This window comes from Paenibacillus senegalimassiliensis, assembly GCF_001486585.1.
Classification (GTDB): Bacteria; Bacillota; Bacilli; order Paenibacillales; family Paenibacillaceae; genus Fontibacillus; species Fontibacillus senegalimassiliensis.
The window spans coordinates 898,725-917,174 of record NZ_LN909045.1 but is presented as its reverse complement, the minus strand read 5'-3'; the positions used below and the strand labels follow the sequence as shown (position 1 = coordinate 917,174).

Sequence of the window (18,450 nt, the reverse complement as noted above, 5' to 3'; positions counted from 1 at the left end):
AAACCTCCAAATAATTTATAGTTATTTGGAGGTTTTATCATCTCTTTGTCCCAAGCTATTCCGGGGATTAAATCTAGTTAATACATCCTTTTTCCTCTCTACGGACACCTCTGTATAAATTTGAGTGGTACTTACATTGGTGTGGCCTAATATTTCCTGGACTGAGCGAAGATCGGCTCCGTTATTAAGTAGATGTGTCGCAAAGCTGTGTCGCAAATAGTGCGGAGTGGATTTTTTACTGATACTAGAAATGTCTCTATACTTATAATAAATATCTTCAATAGAATAAATGGACAATCGTCCGCCATATTTATTAATAAAGAGCGCATTTGATGTAGGGTTTAGCTCTTCTCTAACACTAAGCCAGACCTGAATCTTTTTGATCACTTCATCACTTGAGATATACAGAATCCTTTCTTTTCTCCCCTTGCCAAAGATTAAAATGGTTTGTTCCTCCAAATCAATATGCTCTATATCAACAGCCACTAGCTCCCCGATGCGAATTCCTATGACATATAGCAGTTCAATGATGGCATCATTCCGCATACAAATCCATCTTCTAAAATCAGTCTTCAGTTGCTTCATATGCTCCCCAGGAGCATTAAGAAGCTTCTGTACTTCTGAGACAGACAATGTTTTAGGTATACGTCTAGCCGTTTTAAAGTTGCGTCCAAAGTCAGAGAGAGGAGAGCTATCCATTTGCTCCTTCTGTACGAGGTAATTAAAAAATGCTTTCAAGCATACGTATTTTCGTTTTACCGTCGAGTCGCGCAGGTCACGTTGAGTCATCAGTTCCTCCAGATATGCTTTCAAACTATCTTTAGTTAAGGTTTCAACACTTTGAACACCACACCATAGTAGCAACCCATTTAAATCAGAAAGATAAGCTTTAATGGATTTGAAAGATAAATTCCGTTCCACACTCAAGTAAATTTCATATTGTCTTATGTACTCCGTTAAATCCATGATTGTTAGTTTCATGCTGCCTCCAAATTTATGCTGTATGTAATTGTGTATAAACAAAAACACCTTCAAGATGATCCTCACTATCTTACGATAGATAAGAATAATCTTGAAGGTGCTTGAAGATTAAATCCTTCTAGCCTACAGGGTCTCCCACTGAGATCGGAAGAACAGCTTGTAGATACGACGCCAGGCTATTTTGATCAGCATATATACCGGGATGACCACGATCATGCCGATAATGCCAAACCAATTACCGCTACCCAACACGAGCAGGATTGTTGTTACTGGATGGATATCCAGCTTCTTGCCAAACACATAAGGCGAAATTACATTATCCTGAATTTGCTGTGCTACTAGAATAATGACTAACGCCCATATGCCGGTAGACGGGGATTCAATCAAGCCAATGATTACAATTGGGATTGAAGAGATAATCGCCCCGAACAAAGGGATAAAATTCAGAATAATCGCTACCGTGGTTAGCAGAAGTGCGTATGGGAGGCCGATGATTAGGAAGCCTATAAACATCAGGATTCCCAAGGCCACATTGACGATGACCCGGCCGATAATATAATCGTTCAAAGCCTTATCCATTTCTACAGCGGCACGCAGCGTCTCCTTGCGATAGCGCTTGGGGGACAACTTCACCAGGCTCCGCTTAAAATTGTGGCCTTCCTTCAACATGTAATACATCAAAATAGGGAACGTAAACAAAACGATGGCAAAATTAGAAATAAAGGATACGAATCCAGAAATATAATTGCTCAAGAACGAAATTCCCTGGCTAAGATAAGCGGTAAAGTTCGATGCCAAATCGGAATCTGCTGGGATAATAGAAGCCAAGAGAGGCGTCTCTCCCAACTTGTTCAACTGAATATCAAGCAAATGAATCAACTGAGGTATATTCTGCACCAAATTGATAAGCTGGTCTCGAAGCATTGGCCATACCCCGGCAATAAATCCAATCGCTATGATGGCGAGTGCTACATAAATGATAAGAATCGCCCAGGATCGTTTGATCTTGTGCGCCTCCATGTAACTCACTACAGGGCGTAACAGGTAATAGAAGAACCCCGCCAACAGAATAGGGATGGAAATGGCCCCGATAACGGCACTCACAGGGAGGAAAAAGGGTTTTACCAAGGAAAACACATACACAATAGCCAACAAGATCAAAATAAATTTAGCAGCACGAGTCCATTTCTCCAACAGGTTAATAATCATCCACACCTAACTTTTAAAATATGCCAAAACTTGTTGATCTCATTATACTATATGGATGATTCAAAAATAAAATAATCCTTTATTCCTCGTCCTCAAATTTCTCCCGATCTGTATAACGCTCACTTCCCACAAACAACTTGCCTCGATATTCGAACGGAGAGACCCCCTCAAGCTCCTTGAAAACGCGAGAAAACTGCCTGGTGTTCTCAAAACCAACCGCTGCACTAATCTCCGAGAGCTTGAGGGAACCCATCCCAATCAGTTCCTTGGCCTTGCGTATTCGCACCTTCTTCAAGTAGGTAACAAAGCTTTCCCCCGCATAAGTTTTGAAGGCTTCACTAAAATAAGAGTAGTTCAATGAAACGTGATTACTTACCATCGCCATATTCAGCGCACGGTGGTAATTGTTCTCGATGTACGCGACTGCTTCTCTCATATCTCCATGCTCACTGTGCGCCGAACGAATCTCCTTGATATATGCGTCCAGATTAAAAAGTAGCTGCTCCAAGGAACGGAAATAATCATGAAAATGACGGAAGTTAGATAAGTCTCCTACCTTGCGATACAACTTGATAACTTCCACAGAGGCCTCCCCATACAGGCGGAATACCTCATCAAGTACCTGTTCATTCATTTGCTTGCTTACCGCTTCTAAGTAAGAGATGTCCACGTTCGCCAGTTGATCAATCCGGAATATCTGGTGGAGCATCGGTCCGATTTCCTTTTCCCGATTGGTACCTAGAATGTTCCCCAGCTTGCGTATCTCTTCCTTGGGTATCGCAAAGAATGGGCGGTTGCCGGGTAGTTCTGCGAACCAAATCAGACGCGTCTTGGGATAAATAAACGTATAACTCAAGGAAGCACTGGCTTGTTTGTATCCATGAGCAAGGTCCGTTAGCTGACTTCCCTCCTGGCTCACACCAATCAGCAGCCCATCCAGTTCCTTCTCGTCAGCCAGCAACGACAATTCTGCAAATTTCCGTTGTGGTCCTCCAATCAGCACCACTCTGCCTTCACGATCAAGCAGACAGGTGTCGAGTCGACCTCCCACACTTTCAAACATATGCTTGGCCAGCGACTGGAGTTCCTCCTTCTTCATCCGGCTGCCATCCTCATATTTATAAGTCAATACAGCCACAGAGAAGGGTAAACGATACCGGTCGAAACCAATTTCCTTACTCCATGCCTCTGTATCTTTCTCCGTAAAGTCCCTTTGCTGCAGCAATTCTTGCAACCGTGCTATTTGAACCTGCAAGCGATAGGTTTCCGTAATCGCCAATTGTTCAACCACCTCTGAACGTTTGGCCAACTGTTCCGTACATTTGGAGAGTGCCCCAAATAATTCATCTCGGCGAATCGGTTTGAGCAGATAGTCCATCGCTTGATAATGGATAGCGGCCTTGGCATACTCAAAATCCTCATAACCGCTTAATATGATAATCAACGGGCGACCGCTTTGCCCCGATGGCAGTGTCTCTGCCGATATTCTCTCAATCAGGGTAATGCCGTCCATCACGGGCATACGAATATCGGTAATGATGATGTCCGCGCCCTCTGTCAGATACATCTCAAGCGCCTCAGCCCCTTGAGTAGCCGTAATGATCTCGTATTGATCTTGAAATTCACGCTCGATCATGGTTTTCAGGCCTAGGCGAATATTCTTCTCATCATCCACGATGATCAGCTTGGTCATTTCTGTCAACCCTCCCTGCCAGCAGTACCTTAGGTATAATCATCACAACACGAGTAAAATGTCCCTGCCTACTTACGACTTTCAACCCATATTCCTTTCCATAGTAAAGACGGATGCGCTCCTGCACATTCCTTAGTCCAATTCCCTGCTGCTTCAATTCCTGTCCCGAGCGGCCTGAGAACTTCACATTCATCCCTACCGTATCCAGGCGATGATTAAGCTTGACTAAAGTATCCTCATCCATTCCCCTACCGTTGTCAGTAACCGTGATGCGAATATCTCCTTCCTGCCAGTCCTCAACCTGTATGGAAATTTCCCGCGCCGTGGCCTCTTCCCCGGTCCACCCATGCTTGACGGCATTTTCCACAATCGGTTGAAGCGACATTTTCAACACCTCAAGCTCCAGATCATCCTCAGGGATATCAAGCTGAAGCTGAACAGGTGTGTCAAAGCGAATATTCATTACTTCCGTATAATTCTGAATATGCCTGATTTCGTCGCGCAGCTTCACATATTCACCTGACCATTTGAAGTTGTATCTCATCATCCCGCCCAATGAGGTTAACGCATCAGAGATCGTTCTTTGGTTCTCAATTTCGGCCAGCATCTTGATGTTCTCTAGCGTATTATATAGAAAATGTGAATCAATCTGGTTATGCAATGTACGAAGTTCAGCTTCCTTGGTTAACGCTTGCTTATATACGGCTTGCGCTACCAGGGTATTAATGGTATTCATCAGTTTGGAGAAATGATGCGCGAGTTCCCCGACTTCCCCGCCTCCACGGATAGTGATTCCGTTATAAGTCTCTCCGCGCCGGGCTTTCTTCATCTCCTCCGTCAGTAGACGGAGATTTTTTAGAATAAAGGCATTAAGTACATAAGCAATGATCGTTACCATAGTAATAAACACAATGTTGGCGCCAATTAATAAATTCCGTGTATGAGAAATTTCCTCTAATACACCGTCCATCGAGACAATATTGAATAGATCAGCATTGATGCGCTCTATGGGTTGGTGGAGTAGAAGAAAAGATTTTCCGTTTTCTGTGTAATCCATATCCCAAATTCCGGTATCCTTATAGCTCTGAAGACGCTGCTTAATGGCCTCCCCCATATTCGGGTACTTCGCCAGCAAAGAGTTATTCTCCAGCGTAAATATTTGAGCTTCGCTATCCATAATCAGCATTTGCGACTGGTTGTCCTGAATCGCTGAGTAAGTTCTCGGGCTGAACTTCTCCAGCAGCATATCCACCTGGACCATACCCACATGGTGGTTGGCCGGGATGCTCATTTCACGCAGCAACGACACTTTAGGTGCTCTGCGGGGGGGCTGTCCCTTATAACGCTCTATAACATCCGGGTCATTGTACTGGAATGCCCAGGATTCCATTCCTTTCATTTCTACAGCCTTCTGATACCAAGGTTCATGAGCCACCCGGCTTTCCCGGAAGAAGATCGGCCATATTTCCGGAACATTGCTACTAGAAAATAAGCGCAGATGCTCCACGTTAGGATTATAATACTGGATGCGCGTCAGGTTCTTGAAGCTGTTGTTGCTAAAATCAACTAAATCTGCCGCGTCAGGCTCATTCGTGTTGGCCAGATATTCTCTGACATCCAAGTCGTCATAAGCAACCTGCACTGCCCGAACCATGGACTCGATTTGGGTGTGAATATGAAGCTCTTCCATATCCAGCAAAGACTCATTTTTCTCCTTCGCATCACGAACATACATGTTATTGATCGCTTGATACGAATAAAAGGACACCATCAGGCTGGGTCCCAGGATAATAAAGATATAGGCGGCGATCAGGCGGCTCTGCAGCGAGCGGCGTCCAAACCAATACATAAATGAATCCCACAGAGCGATCCAGCGCTTATTCTTCATACAGGTGATGACTCCTTTTTAAAAAGCCCAAAAGCCCGCAGTTCGCGAGCTTTTGGGCTTGGCTATGACTACATGCCAAGCTTCTTCTTGTTCTCTTCGTATTTCGTTTGTTGGAACGCCATGACCTTATCCAGGCCAAGCTCTTCTTGCTTCTTGATGTAATCATTAAATATCTTATCAAACTCTGCTTCAGACGAAGCCATCAGCAGCTTCGGCAACGTCTTGCCGCGCAGATCTTTGATTTTGCCAAGAATAATGCCTTCATCGGAGTTAGCTAACGGATCAATCAGATCAAATTCCGAGTTACTCACCGTTTTGCCGATGGTCCAGTCCTCCAATTGTTTGTATGGTTCAACCGCTTTAGGTGCCCATTGTTGCGTGATGTTTGTATTTTGCATCATCCAGAAGGTGAAGGAAGAGCCATATTGCTTGTCGAATGCGGCACGGTCGGTATTCATTAGATCGAAGACCTCAGGAAGAAATTGGTCTACGCCGTCAATTGTATCATAGCTCACACCTTTTTCACCAAGGAAAAGATCTCTTTGACCTTCTTCACTGTTCAGGTAGCTAAGGAACTTGATGGCACGTGCCTTATCCTTGACATCCTTGGAGATCAGTGTGACTGTCCACCCGGAAATACCTGGTCCGTTCAGTGTAGGTGCATCCAGATTCGTATTGGCTGGTCCATCTACCGCAATATAAATCTTGTCAGGATCCTTCTGATATAATGTGCCGAGCTGGGCCCCAAAATCTGTACGTTGATATAACATGGCAAAGTAGCGACCTTGCACGATTTTCTCTTCCATTTGAGCCCGCTTGTCAATAAATATATCCTTGGCCAGCAAGCCATCCTGGTTCGCTTGACGCAAGGTCTTCAACCAGCGTACATACTCCGGGTCAGTCTCGCGGTTATATAGCTTGCCATCTTTTTCTCTTGGAATAGCCAGGAAGTTCTGAATATATTGTTCCAAAGAATCGTTACCTGTTGCTGTAAATTCATGCAAGCCCAGCGGAATCATCGGTTGCCCGTCAATTTGCGGGAATTTCTCCTTGGCTGCCTTAAGGGCATTCAGGAACCCTTCCGGCGTACGCATATCCGGGCTGCCAATCGCTTCATAAATGTCCTTCCGTACAACGAAGGTTTGGTTGGACACATAGGTATCTCCAAACTGCTCGTAATCCTTAGGCGATGAAGAGGAGTTTGGATAGCCGTAAACATTGCCATCCTCTTGGGTATACCAGTTCAGCTTATCCGAATCGGATACTTTAAAGAAATAGGGGTCATACTCTTCAGCCAATTTGTTCAGCGGCAGAACGAGATCGCCTTCAATCATTTTCTTGACACCATCTTCCCACCAGCCCAGCGTGATAAAATCAGGTAATTTACCAGAAGCGATCAGCGTGTTCAGCTTCTCGTTCTCATTACCGGCAGGGACGATAAAGTTAATGTCGACGCCCGTCTTCTTCGTTACATATTGAGAAGTCGGGTCCACTCCCCATTTATTCGGAAACCAAGCAAAGTTCAAATACCAGTCAAACGTGATTGGAGCTGTGTCCGACTTCCAGCCTGGTTCATCAGCAGATGGAGGAGTCACCGTTTCGGTTGATGAAGGTGTGTTCTCCGGCGTATTGTTAGCGCTTTCGTTTTTGGTATTGTTATTTCCGCCAGAACAAGCTGCCAGTGAGAACACCATGATGGCTGCCAACAGCAACATCATCATTTTTTTGGAGTTGCTTTTCATGCCCATGCTTTTTACCCCTTTTCTGAAATTGATTAATAGTTAATTGCTATAATATGCAACCCCATAGCCGCCTTACGGCGGCCTGGAGGAGTTACTGAACTCAAGACTTGACTGGCTGGATTAGCCCTTGATCGAGCCAATCATCATCCCCTTGACGAAATACCGTTGCAGGAACGGATAAGCAAATACAATGGGAAGTGTAGTGACGACCATCGTGGCCAGCTTCACAGACTGCGAAGTGACGGTCTTGGTCACTGCGCTTCCCTGCAAGGCTGTCGTCATGATATTGGAGCTTGACTGAGCCACAACCCGGTAGAGAAAGGTCTGAACGGGCTGTAGTGATTCCTGATTGACGAAGATGATTCCTGCGAAATAGTCATTCCATTGATATACCCCATGGAACAAAGCAATGGTGGCCAGCACCGGCATGGATACCGGTAGCACAATTCGCAAGAAAATCGTCCAATCGCTTGCCCCGTCAATTCGCCCCGCCTCTTCCAGACCATCCGGGATTTCCCGGAAGAAGGTCATGAAGATGATTAAGTCAAAGAAGCTGAATAACACAGGAATGATATAAACCAAAAAGGTATCCAGCAAATGCAAATCCCGAATCAACAGATACGTTGGAATGAGACCGCCGGAGAAAATCATGGTGATGGTACCCATCAGGATATAGAACTTGCCACCGATTAGCTCCTTGCGGGAGAAGGCATAGGCGACCATCGCTGTAAAGAATACGTGTGCCACTACCCCAAGCAGGGTCTTGGCCACCGTCAGCCACATGGCAGTCATAATCCCCGGGTTGTTGAAGACGGCTTCGAAATTCTCCAGACTGAATACTCTAGGCCACCAGTAGATGCCGCCCAGCATGGCATCCTGACCATCATTAAAAGAATTGATAAGCACGTACCAAATCGGATACAAGGTGACGAAGCAAATCAGGAGCATTCCGAAATTATTTAGAAAGTCGAAGGCGACCTCGCCTTTCGTTCTACGGTTGGTTAGAAACATATGCAGGTCCTCCTTGGCCTAAAACAACGACGTATCGTTGAGTTTTTTGGATACTTGGTTCGCAATCAGCAGCAACGTAAGCGCAATGACGGATTTGAACAATCCGATTGCCGCAGAATACGAGTAACGGCCCGAGGAAATCCCTGTATAGTACACGTAGTAATCAATTACATTACTTGCGCTATCGTTAAGCGCGTTCCGCAATACGAGAATCTGATCGAAATTGGAGTTCAGTACACCACTGACTGCTAAAATGAACAGGATGCTAATCGTCGCTTTGATCGATGGCAGCGTAACGTACCACATCTGCTGAAAGCGGCCCGCACCGTCAATCGTTGCTGCTTCGTACATTTCCGGAGAAATGCTGGTTATCGCTGCAAGATAGATAATGGCAGACCAGCCAAGCTCCTTCCATACATCCGAAGTAATGACGATGGTCCAGAAATATTTAGGCTCCGCCAGATAAGCGATCGGCTGATCGACAAGCTTTAAGGCCATAAATATATCGTTAATAATTCCTGTCTCAGATAGCCAGGTTGCCAAGATCCCTCCGAGTACAACCCAGGACAGGAAATGAGGCAGGTATGAAATCGTCTGAATCGCTTTCTTGAATCGTAATGAACGAATTTCGTTTAAGAAAAGTGCAAATACAATAGGTAGTGGGAACATTAGCAGCTTGAGCAAGCTGATACCCAAGGTGTTCCTCATCACGTAACCAAAATTCTCGTCCGACATAAACTCTCTGAAATGCTCCAATCCAGCCCAAGGAGCCTCCGAAATCGTTCGAATAATGTCATAGTCCTTAAACGCGATAATGACACCGTACATGGGAATATAGTTGAATATAATCATCCATGCGATGCCAAGTAAAGCCATAATCTGGATATGCCGCTGCGTGTAAAGCTTCTTCAGCCATTTCCGCCTTGGCTCCTGCGGCTTATCTGTCTTTAATGTGGCTGCGGGCTGCATTGACTGCCTCATGTCCATCCCCTCTGACCTCCAGGTTAGCTAGTTTCTGCTTTTGAAAGCACTTTCACCTGTCACGCTTCTATTGTACTTGGTGCATAGAATCAAAGAAACGTGCAGGATTTCGTATTAGGGGGTTCTTTTTTCGGATTACCAGAAATAAGATAGGCAGGTGTAAGGAATACAGCTCGTCCAGAAAATAGTATACTACCAGCTCCTATCTATTAAAACTATATAAGTTGCGAACGCTCCGCTTCTTCAGAATCATTTTTCTCGCTTGCTTGTTATGCCTTTTCTTTAGTTCAACTTATATAGCAAACAAAAAGCAGCAAGTAGCGGGATTCCCCCTAACCTGCTGCATTGGCTTTTCTCCGTTAGACAAAGACAAACTAGAACACTGTCTTCTTCCCTTGCTCATCCTTCAAAATCTCCACCGCTTCACGGAACCGCAAGCTGTGCACAACTTCACGCTCACGCAGGAATTTCAGGCCATCCTGAATATCCACGTCATCGGTCATGTCGATTAGCCACTGGTATGTAGCCCGCGCCTTTTCTTCCGCGGCAATATCCTCATACAAATCAGCAATGGGATCGCCTTTTGCCGCAATATAGGTTGCCGTAAAGGGGACTCCGCCAGCGTTCTCGTAGAACAACGCATGATCGTGATTAACGTAATAAGGAGCCATTCCTGCTTCCTTGAGTTGTTCCACGGTAGCGTCCTTGGTCAGTTTGTAGACCATCGTTGCAATCATCTCGAGGTGGGCAAACTCCTCGGTGGAGATATCGGTTAGCAGGCCAATGATTTTATCCGGAATCGTATACCGTTGATTCATGTAACGTAACGCCGCCGCCAGCTCCCCATCAGCCCCGCCATATTGCTCGATCAGCAGCTTTGCCATTCGCGGGTCGCATTTGCCCACACGAACCGGGTATTGCAGTTTTTTCTCATATACCCACATGTCGTCCGTTCAACCTCCTTTAGCATCCAGGCAAATCGCCTGTAGATGAAGCCTACACTTGCCAAGGCCAAGGGCTTTGTGACCATTCCCAAGGATACTTGGAATAAGCACGTCCAAAGTTCTGCAAAGGACCATATAGTTGTTGAAAATGGTTAGCAAGCTGAGTCCGCTCCTGCGTTAGTTGATTGAATTGTTCAATCGCCTTCAAATCATCGGGATGCGTATCCAGGTACAAGTTGAGCTCGACCAATACAAAATCAAGGGCCTGCAACTTTTCCAGCAACTCATAATACTGCTCGTCACACGGCAAGTATTGGTTCTCCGTCGTCATGAGGTCACCGTCCCTTCCCCCATTTGGATTCATAAGGACTGTACAAGGCAGGCCACAACGTACCTAGCTTTAAGGCTTCGGCCGGACTGAACTGCGGCAGGTTCATAGGTTGAAAATGAATAAATAGCTGCGGAGGGGTGCTGTAGGTTTTCGGCGTGATCGGCGGACATGGATCAAAGGGGCCGACAAAGGGATAATACACGCGTTCTTGAGGCTGGCTCAAACCAATTTCCTCCTTTGACAGAATATTTCCTATCACTAAGATATGACGAATGCCCAGTTTATGAACCCATTTCCCGGAAAAGACAAAAAAACGCCGTGTTCCTGCTTTCACAGAAACACGGCGTTCATATTCTTTCAGCAAGGTAGGACCAGTCCTATCCTTCCTCAACCTCTTCATCGGGTTCTTCAATAGCCAGACGGACCACCTTCACCCGTGTAATCCGCAAGCGGCTCGCTTCCTCCACTTCGAACAGATAACGGTCCAGTTGTTTTCTCTTCCCCTTCACCGGAGCGCCTTCCAATTCTTTAAACAACCAGCCCCCGATGGAGTCCACTTCTTCGTCTTCAATCTCGCTACCGACCAATTCATTGACCTCTTCAATCAGCAAGCGGCCATCGACGGAGAAGACGCCTTCGGTCAACTTCTCAATCTCCGGGCGTTCATCCTCGAATTCATCATGCAAGTCTCCCACGATCTCTTCCAGAATCTCCTCGGCAGTCAGCAACCCCGCTGTTCCTCCATATTCATCAACGACCAGCGTCAACTGAGCATGCTTCTTCTGCATTAAACGAAGGACATGGCTGACTTCCATGGATTCCGGAACATTTAGAATAGGACGTACCATCTCTGCCAAATCCAGCGTCTTATCTGGATCAGGCAACAACAGATCGGTAATATGGACGAACCCCATGATCTGGTCCTTATCTTCTACCGCAACCGGATACCGGGAATGCTTGGTCTCTGCCACAATTCGCATATTCTCTTCCCAACTCAGGTTGGTGTATAAGCAATCCATATCCGTGCGGGGCAACATAACTTCCCTGGCCAGCATATCCGAGAAATCGAACAAGTTGTCCATCAGCTTCATTTCATCCTTGTCGATCACTCCGCTTCTTGCGCTTTGATCCATCAGGATGCGAATTTCTTCTTCGGAGTGAGCCGCTTCGTTTTCATTCACTGGCTCAATGCCGACCAGCCGCAATACCCCGTTAGCTGCTGCATTAAGCAGCCAAATTACAGGCAAGAACAATCGATAGAACATCAAGAGTGGCCATGACAGCCACAGGGAGGTCTCCTCCGATTTTTGAATAGCCAATGATTTAGGAGCTAACTCACCCATGACAATATGTAAGAAGGTAATGATCGCAAACCCAACCGCCACAGATACTGTCGAGATTAGCGTAGGGTCAGTAGCACCAGCCTTATGCATCAGGGGTTCAATTAGCAGTTCCGAAACCGCTGGCTCCCCTACCCACCCCAGCCCCAGCGAGGCCAAGGTAATGCCAAGCTGGGTGGCTGACAAATACGTATCCAGACGGTGATTAACCTTAAGTGCATAATTAGCTCTTCGGTTACCCTCTCGAACCAATTGGGTCAATCGCGATTGACGGACCTTCACCAGCGAGAATTCCGCAGCGACAAAAAATCCATTCAAAAAAACAAGAATAAAAACCAATAGCAAATTCCAGATCAGCTTGCCAAGTTCTATCTCAGTATGTCCATCGGGTGGAACAGGCACGAAAAACGCCTCTTTTCTATAATGTGATTGCTCGGCGGTTTTTGAAATCCGTCTGCTTGTAATACATATCGGCAACTAGCAAGTTAGGTCCGCAGCAAGCGGCTGCATCGCAGTGGCAATTGACCGTTTGATTCAGTGGATGCCGGGTCAGCCAACGCTCAAAAATGTCATCCAGGCGCCCATCCTGCACGTTCCCAAAAGCCGGGATAGCGGCAAAGTCCGTGACATACACATCCCCGGTAAACATGTTCACGTTCACGCGGTTTCGCCCATCCGGGTCATTGCGCACCGTTACATTCGGCTCTTGCCGCAAGCGGCGAAGCAGAGCCTGGTCCTCCTCGTTAGGGTTGCAGGCAAAGAACGGCAGCGTTCCAAACAACATCCAGAGCGAGGGATCTCGGGCATCCAGCAGTGAATGAATCGAAGCTCGCATGTCACTCAGTTCCAGGACCGGCAAGCCCTCCGCGAAATCAGCCGCATACATGGGATGAACCTCATGTCGCTGGCAGCCCATCTCCACAATCAGCTTGTGAATCTCCGGGAGCTTATGGTGGGTCCGGTAGTTAATCATGGACTCTGCGGAAATAAACATGCCTGCTTCACTTAGTTTGCGCGTATTGTCGATCATTTTATTATACATGTTGTACGCCGCTTGCGCAGGAACTGAATGGCCACTGCGAGCAAACCCGACTTCATGGAAATCTTGCTCACTCGTATAGTTGAACGAGATGTGCATGACGTCCAAATAACGAAGCAAGGGTTCGTAGCGGTCATAGTCCAAGGTCAGGTTAGAGTTAATTTGAGAGCGTATGCCCCGCTCCTTGGCATATTTGAGCAACGGGACTATCTTCTCCTCGACCGTCTTGCGCCGGAAGGTTGGCTCTCCTCCCGTAATACTGATCGTCTTCAGGTGCTCTACCTGATCCAGCGATTTCAAGATCAGCGGCAAGGGTAATTGCTCAGGCTCCTTCATGACGAGGCTGTCCCCCACGGCGCAATGCTCACACCGCATATTGCATAAATTGGTTACCGTCAGCTCGACGCTGGTCAGCACATGACGGCCGAATTCCCGCAGAGAGACAATCGGGTCCCACGGATCATAACTGGGGCTAATTTTTTTATCGGCAAAAATTGTATCTTGTGTATGTTTATTTATCATACTTGTTCACCATCCATTCCGTCCAATTCCGTCACTACAATAGAGAGCTGTACGGATAAATCTATTTCGTAAGGACTCTTCAAATCCTGACCACCTGCATCCGCTAACACTCGAACTATGGGTCTTTGCGGGGTATGTCCATGAATCTTGACGACGACGCCAGTCTCTCCCGTGTTAAGCTTGACGGTCATGCCCAGGGGGTATATGGCCACCCGATCGCGGAAGAGCTCCAACTTCGACTTCTCGTACCATTCCCCACAGCCAGCATACAACACTTCGATCGCCTGATGCGGGAGCATGGCCTTGCGATACACCCGATGTGTCGTCATCGCGTCATACGCATCCGTAATGGCAATCCAGCGGGCGAACTCATGAATTTCGTCTCCCTTTATCCCGCGTGGATAGCCTGTTCCATCTATCTTCTCATGGTGTTGATAAGCGCAATGCGCCGAGACAAGAGGAATCCCGGGCTCGCTCTTCAGTATTTTGAAGCCAAGCTCAGGATGCTGCTTAATTAGGTTATATTCCTCATCGGTCAAGCGTGAAGGCTTGTTCAATACCTCCAGCGATAGCTTGGTTTTACCGATGTCATGCAGCAGCGCTCCCAGCCCCAGCGTCGTCAATTCTTCCTTGCTATAACCATGAAGCTGCCCAAGCAGCAACGTATACACGCATACATTCAGCGAATGACGATACAGATAGTGATCCATACTATTCATGCTCATCAGCATAATCATGGCATCATCACGTCCGCTGAGATCACCGATAATGGACTCAACAATCCCGGAGAAGGCTTTACCTAAATAAGGGTAGGCCACACCTTTCACGGCAGGGCCTGCCCATTTGCGAAAATGAGTTCGAATCTCCGAGAGCGCGCGACGCTGGGTCTCCTCTGCAATCATTTCCGGAATGACCACATCGTCCGTTCGGGAATCTTCTATATAAATAAATTCCAGTCCATGGCTCCGCAAACGCCGAATGATGGCGTCGCTAAGCTCCGCATTTTCCGACAGTAAAATGATTCCATCTTCATTATAAATCTTTTTGCCGAGTTTCATCCCGGCTCGTAAGGAGCTAACGGGTATTAACCGCATACTTCCACATCCATCTCTGTTTGGGATTGTATGTCTCTGGAATTAACGGTCTTCTCCAAGCATCACTTATGTCGTGAGGCGAATTAACGCATAATGAAAATCCAGAATACAGCCGCTAGAACAAAGCGGTAATAAGCAAAATGGCGAAGCTGAATTCTCTGAATCAGCTTAAAGAATGCAAGTACAACAACATAGGCCACGATAAAAGCAACAATAAAGCCAATGACAAAATATCCTATGGTGTCAGAGGTCAGATAACGGTAAGAATCCAGCATCTCATAACCGGATACCGCACACATGATAGGAATAGCGATCAAAAATGAGAAATCCGCCGCTGCCTTGTAGCTAACACCACTAAGCATGCCTCCTGCAATCGTGGAGCCCGAACGGGAGAAGCCCGGCCACAATACGGAGATACATTGATATAATCCGATCAGCAAGGCTTGCTTGTACGTAATCTGATCCATACCGGGGGCCGTAACATTCGCTTTGTGCTTGGAGAACCATTCAGCAAAAATCATAAATATCCCGCCGGCCACAAGAGCCCACAGGACGGTCTGAGAGCTGAACAGACTCTTGATGAAATCACGAAAGAAGTAACCGACAATCAATGCTGGCAGTATACCCAGAATAACATGAAACAGATCCAGCCGTCCCGCAGGAGCGTGGCGGTCCACTACCGTAATCTTTTTGCTGAGACCTAGCATATGGGCAATTCGCTCGCGGTACACCAGCGCCATGGCCAGAATAGCTCCAAGCTGGATGACAATTTCGAAGGTCTTCATTTCCGGGGACTGGTCATTATACCCCATCAGCTTGGCGGTTAAAATCATATGCCCCGTTGATGAAACGGGAATAAATTCTGTCAGGCCCTCTACGATCGCTAATATAATCGCAACAATAAAACTCATCGGCCCCTCCTAATATTCTACTTTTTTCCACCGCAATTGAAAACAGGTTTCCGTCGATTCAGGAATTTGCAGTTCTATCCGCAGCAGGTCACGCAGGAAGTCCGGCAGCATATACCGCTTCTCCGTACCATGCTGCAAACGTTCATATCCAATGCCGAAGGAGAACATATCGAGCGTACCTACGGTATAAGCTTGCTCCGGCTGGATTGGCACACCTTTCAGCATAACCTGAGTAATCCGCTGATAAGGCGCCGCCTGCGGGGCATAGATGACCTCCAGGCCGTCCACACATAAGCCGCCCAGTACCTTCCCCCGGAATCCATACCCCTTGATCTCCTTGCTAACCATATCTTCCAGCAGAGACTCCTCCAGACTGTACAAAATGTCTCGTCCAGAAAGCTTCATCGTGCAAGGATTGATGGGGGATGGACACCGTTCATGCAGCATACCTTCACTGATCGTTCCAGCCGGCAAGCTGGAGAGCAATTGTCCGCTGTTCACCAGCGAGAAATCGCTGCCCGTATAACGGCGTACTGCCTGAGCCAGCAGATTGCCAAAGGGAGATTCAGTCGCATACTCAAGCGGGAGCTCCCGATCTGTTATGGCAACGGCGTGAGTCAACCGCTGCCGGGCCCGGGCCTGCTGTAGGGCGATAGCTTCGTCTATCCGCCCAGCACTGTTATCCATATTGACAGGGAGACATTGACCTTCGATCACAAAGCCCAGGCCCTCACCCTCTTCCTCCGTCAGGCGAATAATCATCTTGCCTAAATAGGCACCGAACTTGCCCGCAGCCGTAATAGTCGTGTCTCCGACCTGCAAGGGAACCTCCAGCAGATGGTGGGTATGCCCGCCGATAATAAGGTCGATACCAGAAATTTGCTCAGCCAACTCTCGATCCATGGGCAGGCCCAAATGGGACATGACAACTACAAGATCAACCTGATCACGCAATTCGTGAACATCACGAGCAATAGTCTTCAAGGGATCTAAGGAATTCAGGCCCAATAGCTCATAAAATTCGGCGAATGCCGCGGTGGCCGCCACCAAACCAATCTTGATGCCCCCCTTGCTCAAAATTAAACTGCGCTTCATCCATTCCGGAGAATTGCCTGTCTCTCTATCTACTATATTGCCACACACCACCGGACTATGCAGATCAGCATAAGCTTGTTTTATTTGCGCTGGCGTGAAGGTCAGGCCTTCATTGTTGCCAATCGTGATCGCATCATATCCCATCAGATTGATAACCTCCACGTTGGCCTTGCCCATCGTGCCTTCCGTTTCGACGGCTGCCCGATCCATATGGTCGCCAATATCAAGCAGGAGCACCTCGCCAGGCGCATCGCTGCGCGCTTGATCCACCATTGCCGCGATGGGCCCCATCGTTTCAAAGTGGCTATGAATATCATTGGTATACAATATCGTTAACGTTTCCGGGTTCGTCTCCGGCATCGTGAATTGCCTCCTTGCCTTTCGGTCTGTCCGGCCTGTTTCAAATTTTAGAGTTCAATGAGTATTATATACCTTTGAATTCATCATTGTCTCGCTATAATCCATCTTGCCGACAGGCACCCACGCCATAAGCACCGGACCCTCCGCACTACACAATGACCATCGGCCCATATTCCTCATTGTCAACCCATTTATTCCCTGCTATTATAAAAATAAAACTGAAGAGTATGAGGTGTCATCGCCCGTGAAAGTACATATTATGGAACTCAGTCCCGGCGACCTTCTACAACACGATGTATTTAATCATTTTGGCGTCTTTGTCCTACAGAAGGGGTCCGAGTTGACGAATGAAGCTATTGCTAAGCTGATACAGCATGGTATCGATTATGTAGATATCGAGCCCAAGACCGTCCATGTCGATTTCCCATCCTCCGGGCGAATCGCAAATCCGGTTCAACGGGCGAAGGCTTATTTGGACGAAGGAGTAGACAAGTTTGAAGAAATATTTTTGGAAGCGCTAACTAACGGCAAATTTAATGAGTCCAAAGTGGACGAACTAATGAAGCCACTCCTCTCGGAGTTAGAAGGCCAGAAGGATGTCGTCTCTTTGCTGCTTGCTATTGAGGACGATGATAACTATACATACAATCACTCCATGCAGGTGGGCATGCTATGTTATTATATCGCCGCTTGGCTTGGCTATTCTCAGGAAGAAGCCCATCAGGTCGGCAAAGCTGGCTACCTGCTCGACATCGGCAAATGCAAAGTGCCTGCAAGCATTTTGTCCAAGCCAGGTAAGCTAACCCTCGAGGAATTTGAGGAGGTTAAGCTTCATGCCACCTACGGCCATGACATTATTATGGAATCGACGGGCGACGAACTCTCGGCCCTGGTGGCCCTACAGCATCATGAACGGGAGGATGGCAGCGGCTATCCTCATGGCCTGCGAGGTCCTGAGATTCACCCTTATGCCAAGATTGCTGCCGTGGCCGATGTCTATTCAGCTATGACCTCCAACCGGGTCTATGGTTCCAAGCAGGAGCTGTTGTCCGTGCTTCGTGAACTGAATAGCCTTAGCTTTGGCAAGCTGAGCCCTGAGCCTACCCAAGCGCTCATCCGTCATCTGCTGCCGAACTTCATCGGCAAGAAAGTCCTGCTGAACTCAGGCGAGTCCGGCTCCATCGTCATGACCAATCATACCGACTTCTTCCGTCCGCTCATCCAGACCGACACCCGGTTTGTGGACCTGTCCAAGGAACGGGAAGTCTCCATTGCTGAGGTCTATTTGTAGTAAAACATAAAGAACCTG

The 18,450-nt window shown here is 47.2% G+C and carries 16 protein-coding genes; 1 reads left to right on the top strand and 15 read right to left on the bottom strand.

From position 1 onward, the window contains the following. Window positions 1-21: 21 nt before the first annotated feature. The 15 genes from BN3279_RS14090 to BN3279_RS14020 all read right to left on the bottom strand — a co-directional run bounded on the left by BN3279_RS14090 (window position 22) and on the right by BN3279_RS14020 (window position 17,141). Complete coding sequence (locus BN3279_RS14090; protein ID WP_232436848.1) at window positions 22-966, bottom strand: tyrosine-type recombinase/integrase; 945 nt, start codon at window positions 964-966, stop codon at window positions 22-24. Between the two features lie 138 nt (window positions 967-1,104). Further along, the gene (locus BN3279_RS14085; RefSeq protein ID WP_059051774.1) at window positions 1,105-2,190 is read right to left on the bottom strand and encodes an AI-2E family transporter; all 1,086 of its coding nucleotides are present in this window, start codon (window positions 2,188-2,190) and stop codon (window positions 1,105-1,107) included. 79 nt (window positions 2,191-2,269) lie between these two features. After that, a complete protein-coding gene (locus BN3279_RS14080) occupies window positions 2,270-3,883 on the bottom strand; it encodes a response regulator (protein ID WP_059051773.1) in 1,614 nt (537 codons plus the stop codon). Beyond that, entirely contained in the window at window positions 3,858-5,771 is a 1,914-nt protein-coding gene (locus BN3279_RS14075) for a cache domain-containing sensor histidine kinase (protein WP_059051772.1), read from the bottom strand. Before BN3279_RS14075 ends, BN3279_RS14080 begins: the two co-directional genes overlap by 26 nt. 68 nt (window positions 5,772-5,839) lie before the next feature. Next, a complete protein-coding gene (locus BN3279_RS14070) occupies window positions 5,840-7,519 on the bottom strand; it encodes an extracellular solute-binding protein (protein WP_059051771.1) in 1,680 nt (559 codons plus the stop codon). 114 nt (window positions 7,520-7,633) lie between these two features. Beyond that, window positions 7,634-8,524 carry a carbohydrate ABC transporter permease gene (locus tag BN3279_RS14065; RefSeq protein WP_059051770.1) on the bottom strand — a complete coding sequence of 297 codons (891 nt, stop codon included), beginning with the start codon at window positions 8,522-8,524 and terminating at the stop codon, window positions 7,634-7,636. 18 nt (window positions 8,525-8,542) lie between these two features. Beyond that, window positions 8,543-9,505: an ABC transporter permease gene (locus tag BN3279_RS14060; RefSeq protein WP_392396871.1), complete on the bottom strand. Its 963-nt coding sequence runs from the start codon at window positions 9,503-9,505 to the stop codon at window positions 8,543-8,545. A 374-nt stretch (window positions 9,506-9,879) separates the two neighbouring features. Then, complete coding sequence (locus BN3279_RS14055) at window positions 9,880-10,449, bottom strand: manganese catalase family protein (protein WP_059051769.1); 570 nt, start codon at window positions 10,447-10,449, stop codon at window positions 9,880-9,882. A 52-nt stretch (window positions 10,450-10,501) separates the two neighbouring features. Beyond that, on the bottom strand, window positions 10,502-10,780 hold the full coding sequence (locus tag BN3279_RS14050) for a spore coat protein CotJB (protein ID WP_059051768.1): 279 nt from the start codon (window positions 10,778-10,780) through the stop codon (window positions 10,502-10,504). Between the two features lie 4 nt (window positions 10,781-10,784). Further along, entirely contained in the window at window positions 10,785-11,003 is a 219-nt protein-coding gene (locus BN3279_RS14045) for a spore coat associated protein CotJA (protein WP_059051845.1), read from the bottom strand. A 154-nt stretch (window positions 11,004-11,157) separates the two neighbouring features. Further along, window positions 11,158-12,522, bottom strand: coding sequence for a hemolysin family protein (locus BN3279_RS14040; RefSeq protein WP_059051767.1), 1,365 nt, complete (start codon window positions 12,520-12,522; stop codon window positions 11,158-11,160). Window positions 12,523-12,538: 16 nt separating this feature from the next. Then, window positions 12,539-13,681: a radical SAM/CxCxxxxC motif protein YfkAB gene (gene yfkAB / locus BN3279_RS14035; protein WP_089153472.1), complete on the bottom strand. Its 1,143-nt coding sequence runs from the start codon at window positions 13,679-13,681 to the stop codon at window positions 12,539-12,541. Beyond that, window positions 13,678-14,775, bottom strand: a complete 1,098-nt coding sequence (locus BN3279_RS14030) for an HD-GYP domain-containing protein (RefSeq protein ID WP_059051766.1) — start codon at window positions 14,773-14,775, stop codon at window positions 13,678-13,680. The genes yfkAB and BN3279_RS14030 overlap by 4 nt, the downstream gene beginning before the upstream one ends. A gap of 83 nt (window positions 14,776-14,858) precedes the next feature. Continuing rightward, the gene (locus BN3279_RS14025) at window positions 14,859-15,686 is read right to left on the bottom strand and encodes an undecaprenyl-diphosphate phosphatase (RefSeq protein WP_059051765.1); all 828 of its coding nucleotides are present in this window, start codon (window positions 15,684-15,686) and stop codon (window positions 14,859-14,861) included. A 9-nt stretch (window positions 15,687-15,695) separates the two neighbouring features. After that, window positions 15,696-17,141: a bifunctional metallophosphatase/5'-nucleotidase gene (locus BN3279_RS14020; RefSeq protein ID WP_059051764.1), complete on the bottom strand. Its 1,446-nt coding sequence runs from the start codon at window positions 17,139-17,141 to the stop codon at window positions 15,696-15,698. 244 nt (window positions 17,142-17,385) lie between these two features. On the opposite strand from BN3279_RS14020, the gene BN3279_RS14015 reads away from it, so the two are divergent. Further along, on the top strand, window positions 17,386-18,432 hold the full coding sequence (locus BN3279_RS14015; protein ID WP_059051763.1) for an HD-GYP domain-containing protein: 1,047 nt from the start codon (window positions 17,386-17,388) through the stop codon (window positions 18,430-18,432). Window positions 18,433-18,450 lie beyond the last annotated feature (18 nt).

Coding starts and splice junctions, on each gene's coding strand:
- BN3279_RS14090 (WP_232436848.1), bottom strand. CDS start 966: ATGGATTTAACGGAGTACATAAGACAATATGAAATTTACTTGAGTGTG.
- BN3279_RS14085 (WP_059051774.1), bottom strand. CDS start 2,190: ATGATTATTAACCTGTTGGAGAAATGGACTCGTGCTGCTAAATTTATT.
- BN3279_RS14080 (WP_059051773.1), bottom strand. CDS start 3,883: ATGACCAAGCTGATCATCGTGGATGATGAGAAGAATATTCGCCTAGGC.
- BN3279_RS14075 (WP_059051772.1), bottom strand. CDS start 5,771: ATGAAGAATAAGCGCTGGATCGCTCTGTGGGATTCATTTATGTATTGG.
- BN3279_RS14070 (WP_059051771.1), bottom strand. CDS start 7,519: ATGGGCATGAAAAGCAACTCCAAAAAAATGATGATGTTGCTGTTGGCA.
- BN3279_RS14065 (WP_059051770.1), bottom strand. CDS start 8,524: ATGTTTCTAACCAACCGTAGAACGAAAGGCGAGGTCGCCTTCGACTTT.
- BN3279_RS14060 (WP_392396871.1), bottom strand. CDS start 9,505: ATGAGGCAGTCAATGCAGCCCGCAGCCACATTAAAGACAGATAAGCCG.
- BN3279_RS14055 (WP_059051769.1), bottom strand. CDS start 10,449: ATGTGGGTATATGAGAAAAAACTGCAATACCCGGTTCGTGTGGGCAAA.
- BN3279_RS14050 (WP_059051768.1), bottom strand. CDS start 10,780: ATGACGACGGAGAACCAATACTTGCCGTGTGACGAGCAGTATTATGAG.
- yfkAB (WP_089153472.1), bottom strand. CDS start 13,681: ATGATAAATAAACATACACAAGATACAATTTTTGCCGATAAAAAAATT.
- BN3279_RS14030 (WP_059051766.1), bottom strand. CDS start 14,775: ATGCGGTTAATACCCGTTAGCTCCTTACGAGCCGGGATGAAACTCGGC.
- BN3279_RS14025 (WP_059051765.1), bottom strand. CDS start 15,686: ATGAGTTTTATTGTTGCGATTATATTAGCGATCGTAGAGGGCCTGACA.
- BN3279_RS14020 (WP_059051764.1), bottom strand. CDS start 17,141: ATGCCGGAGACGAACCCGGAAACGTTAACGATATTGTATACCAATGAT.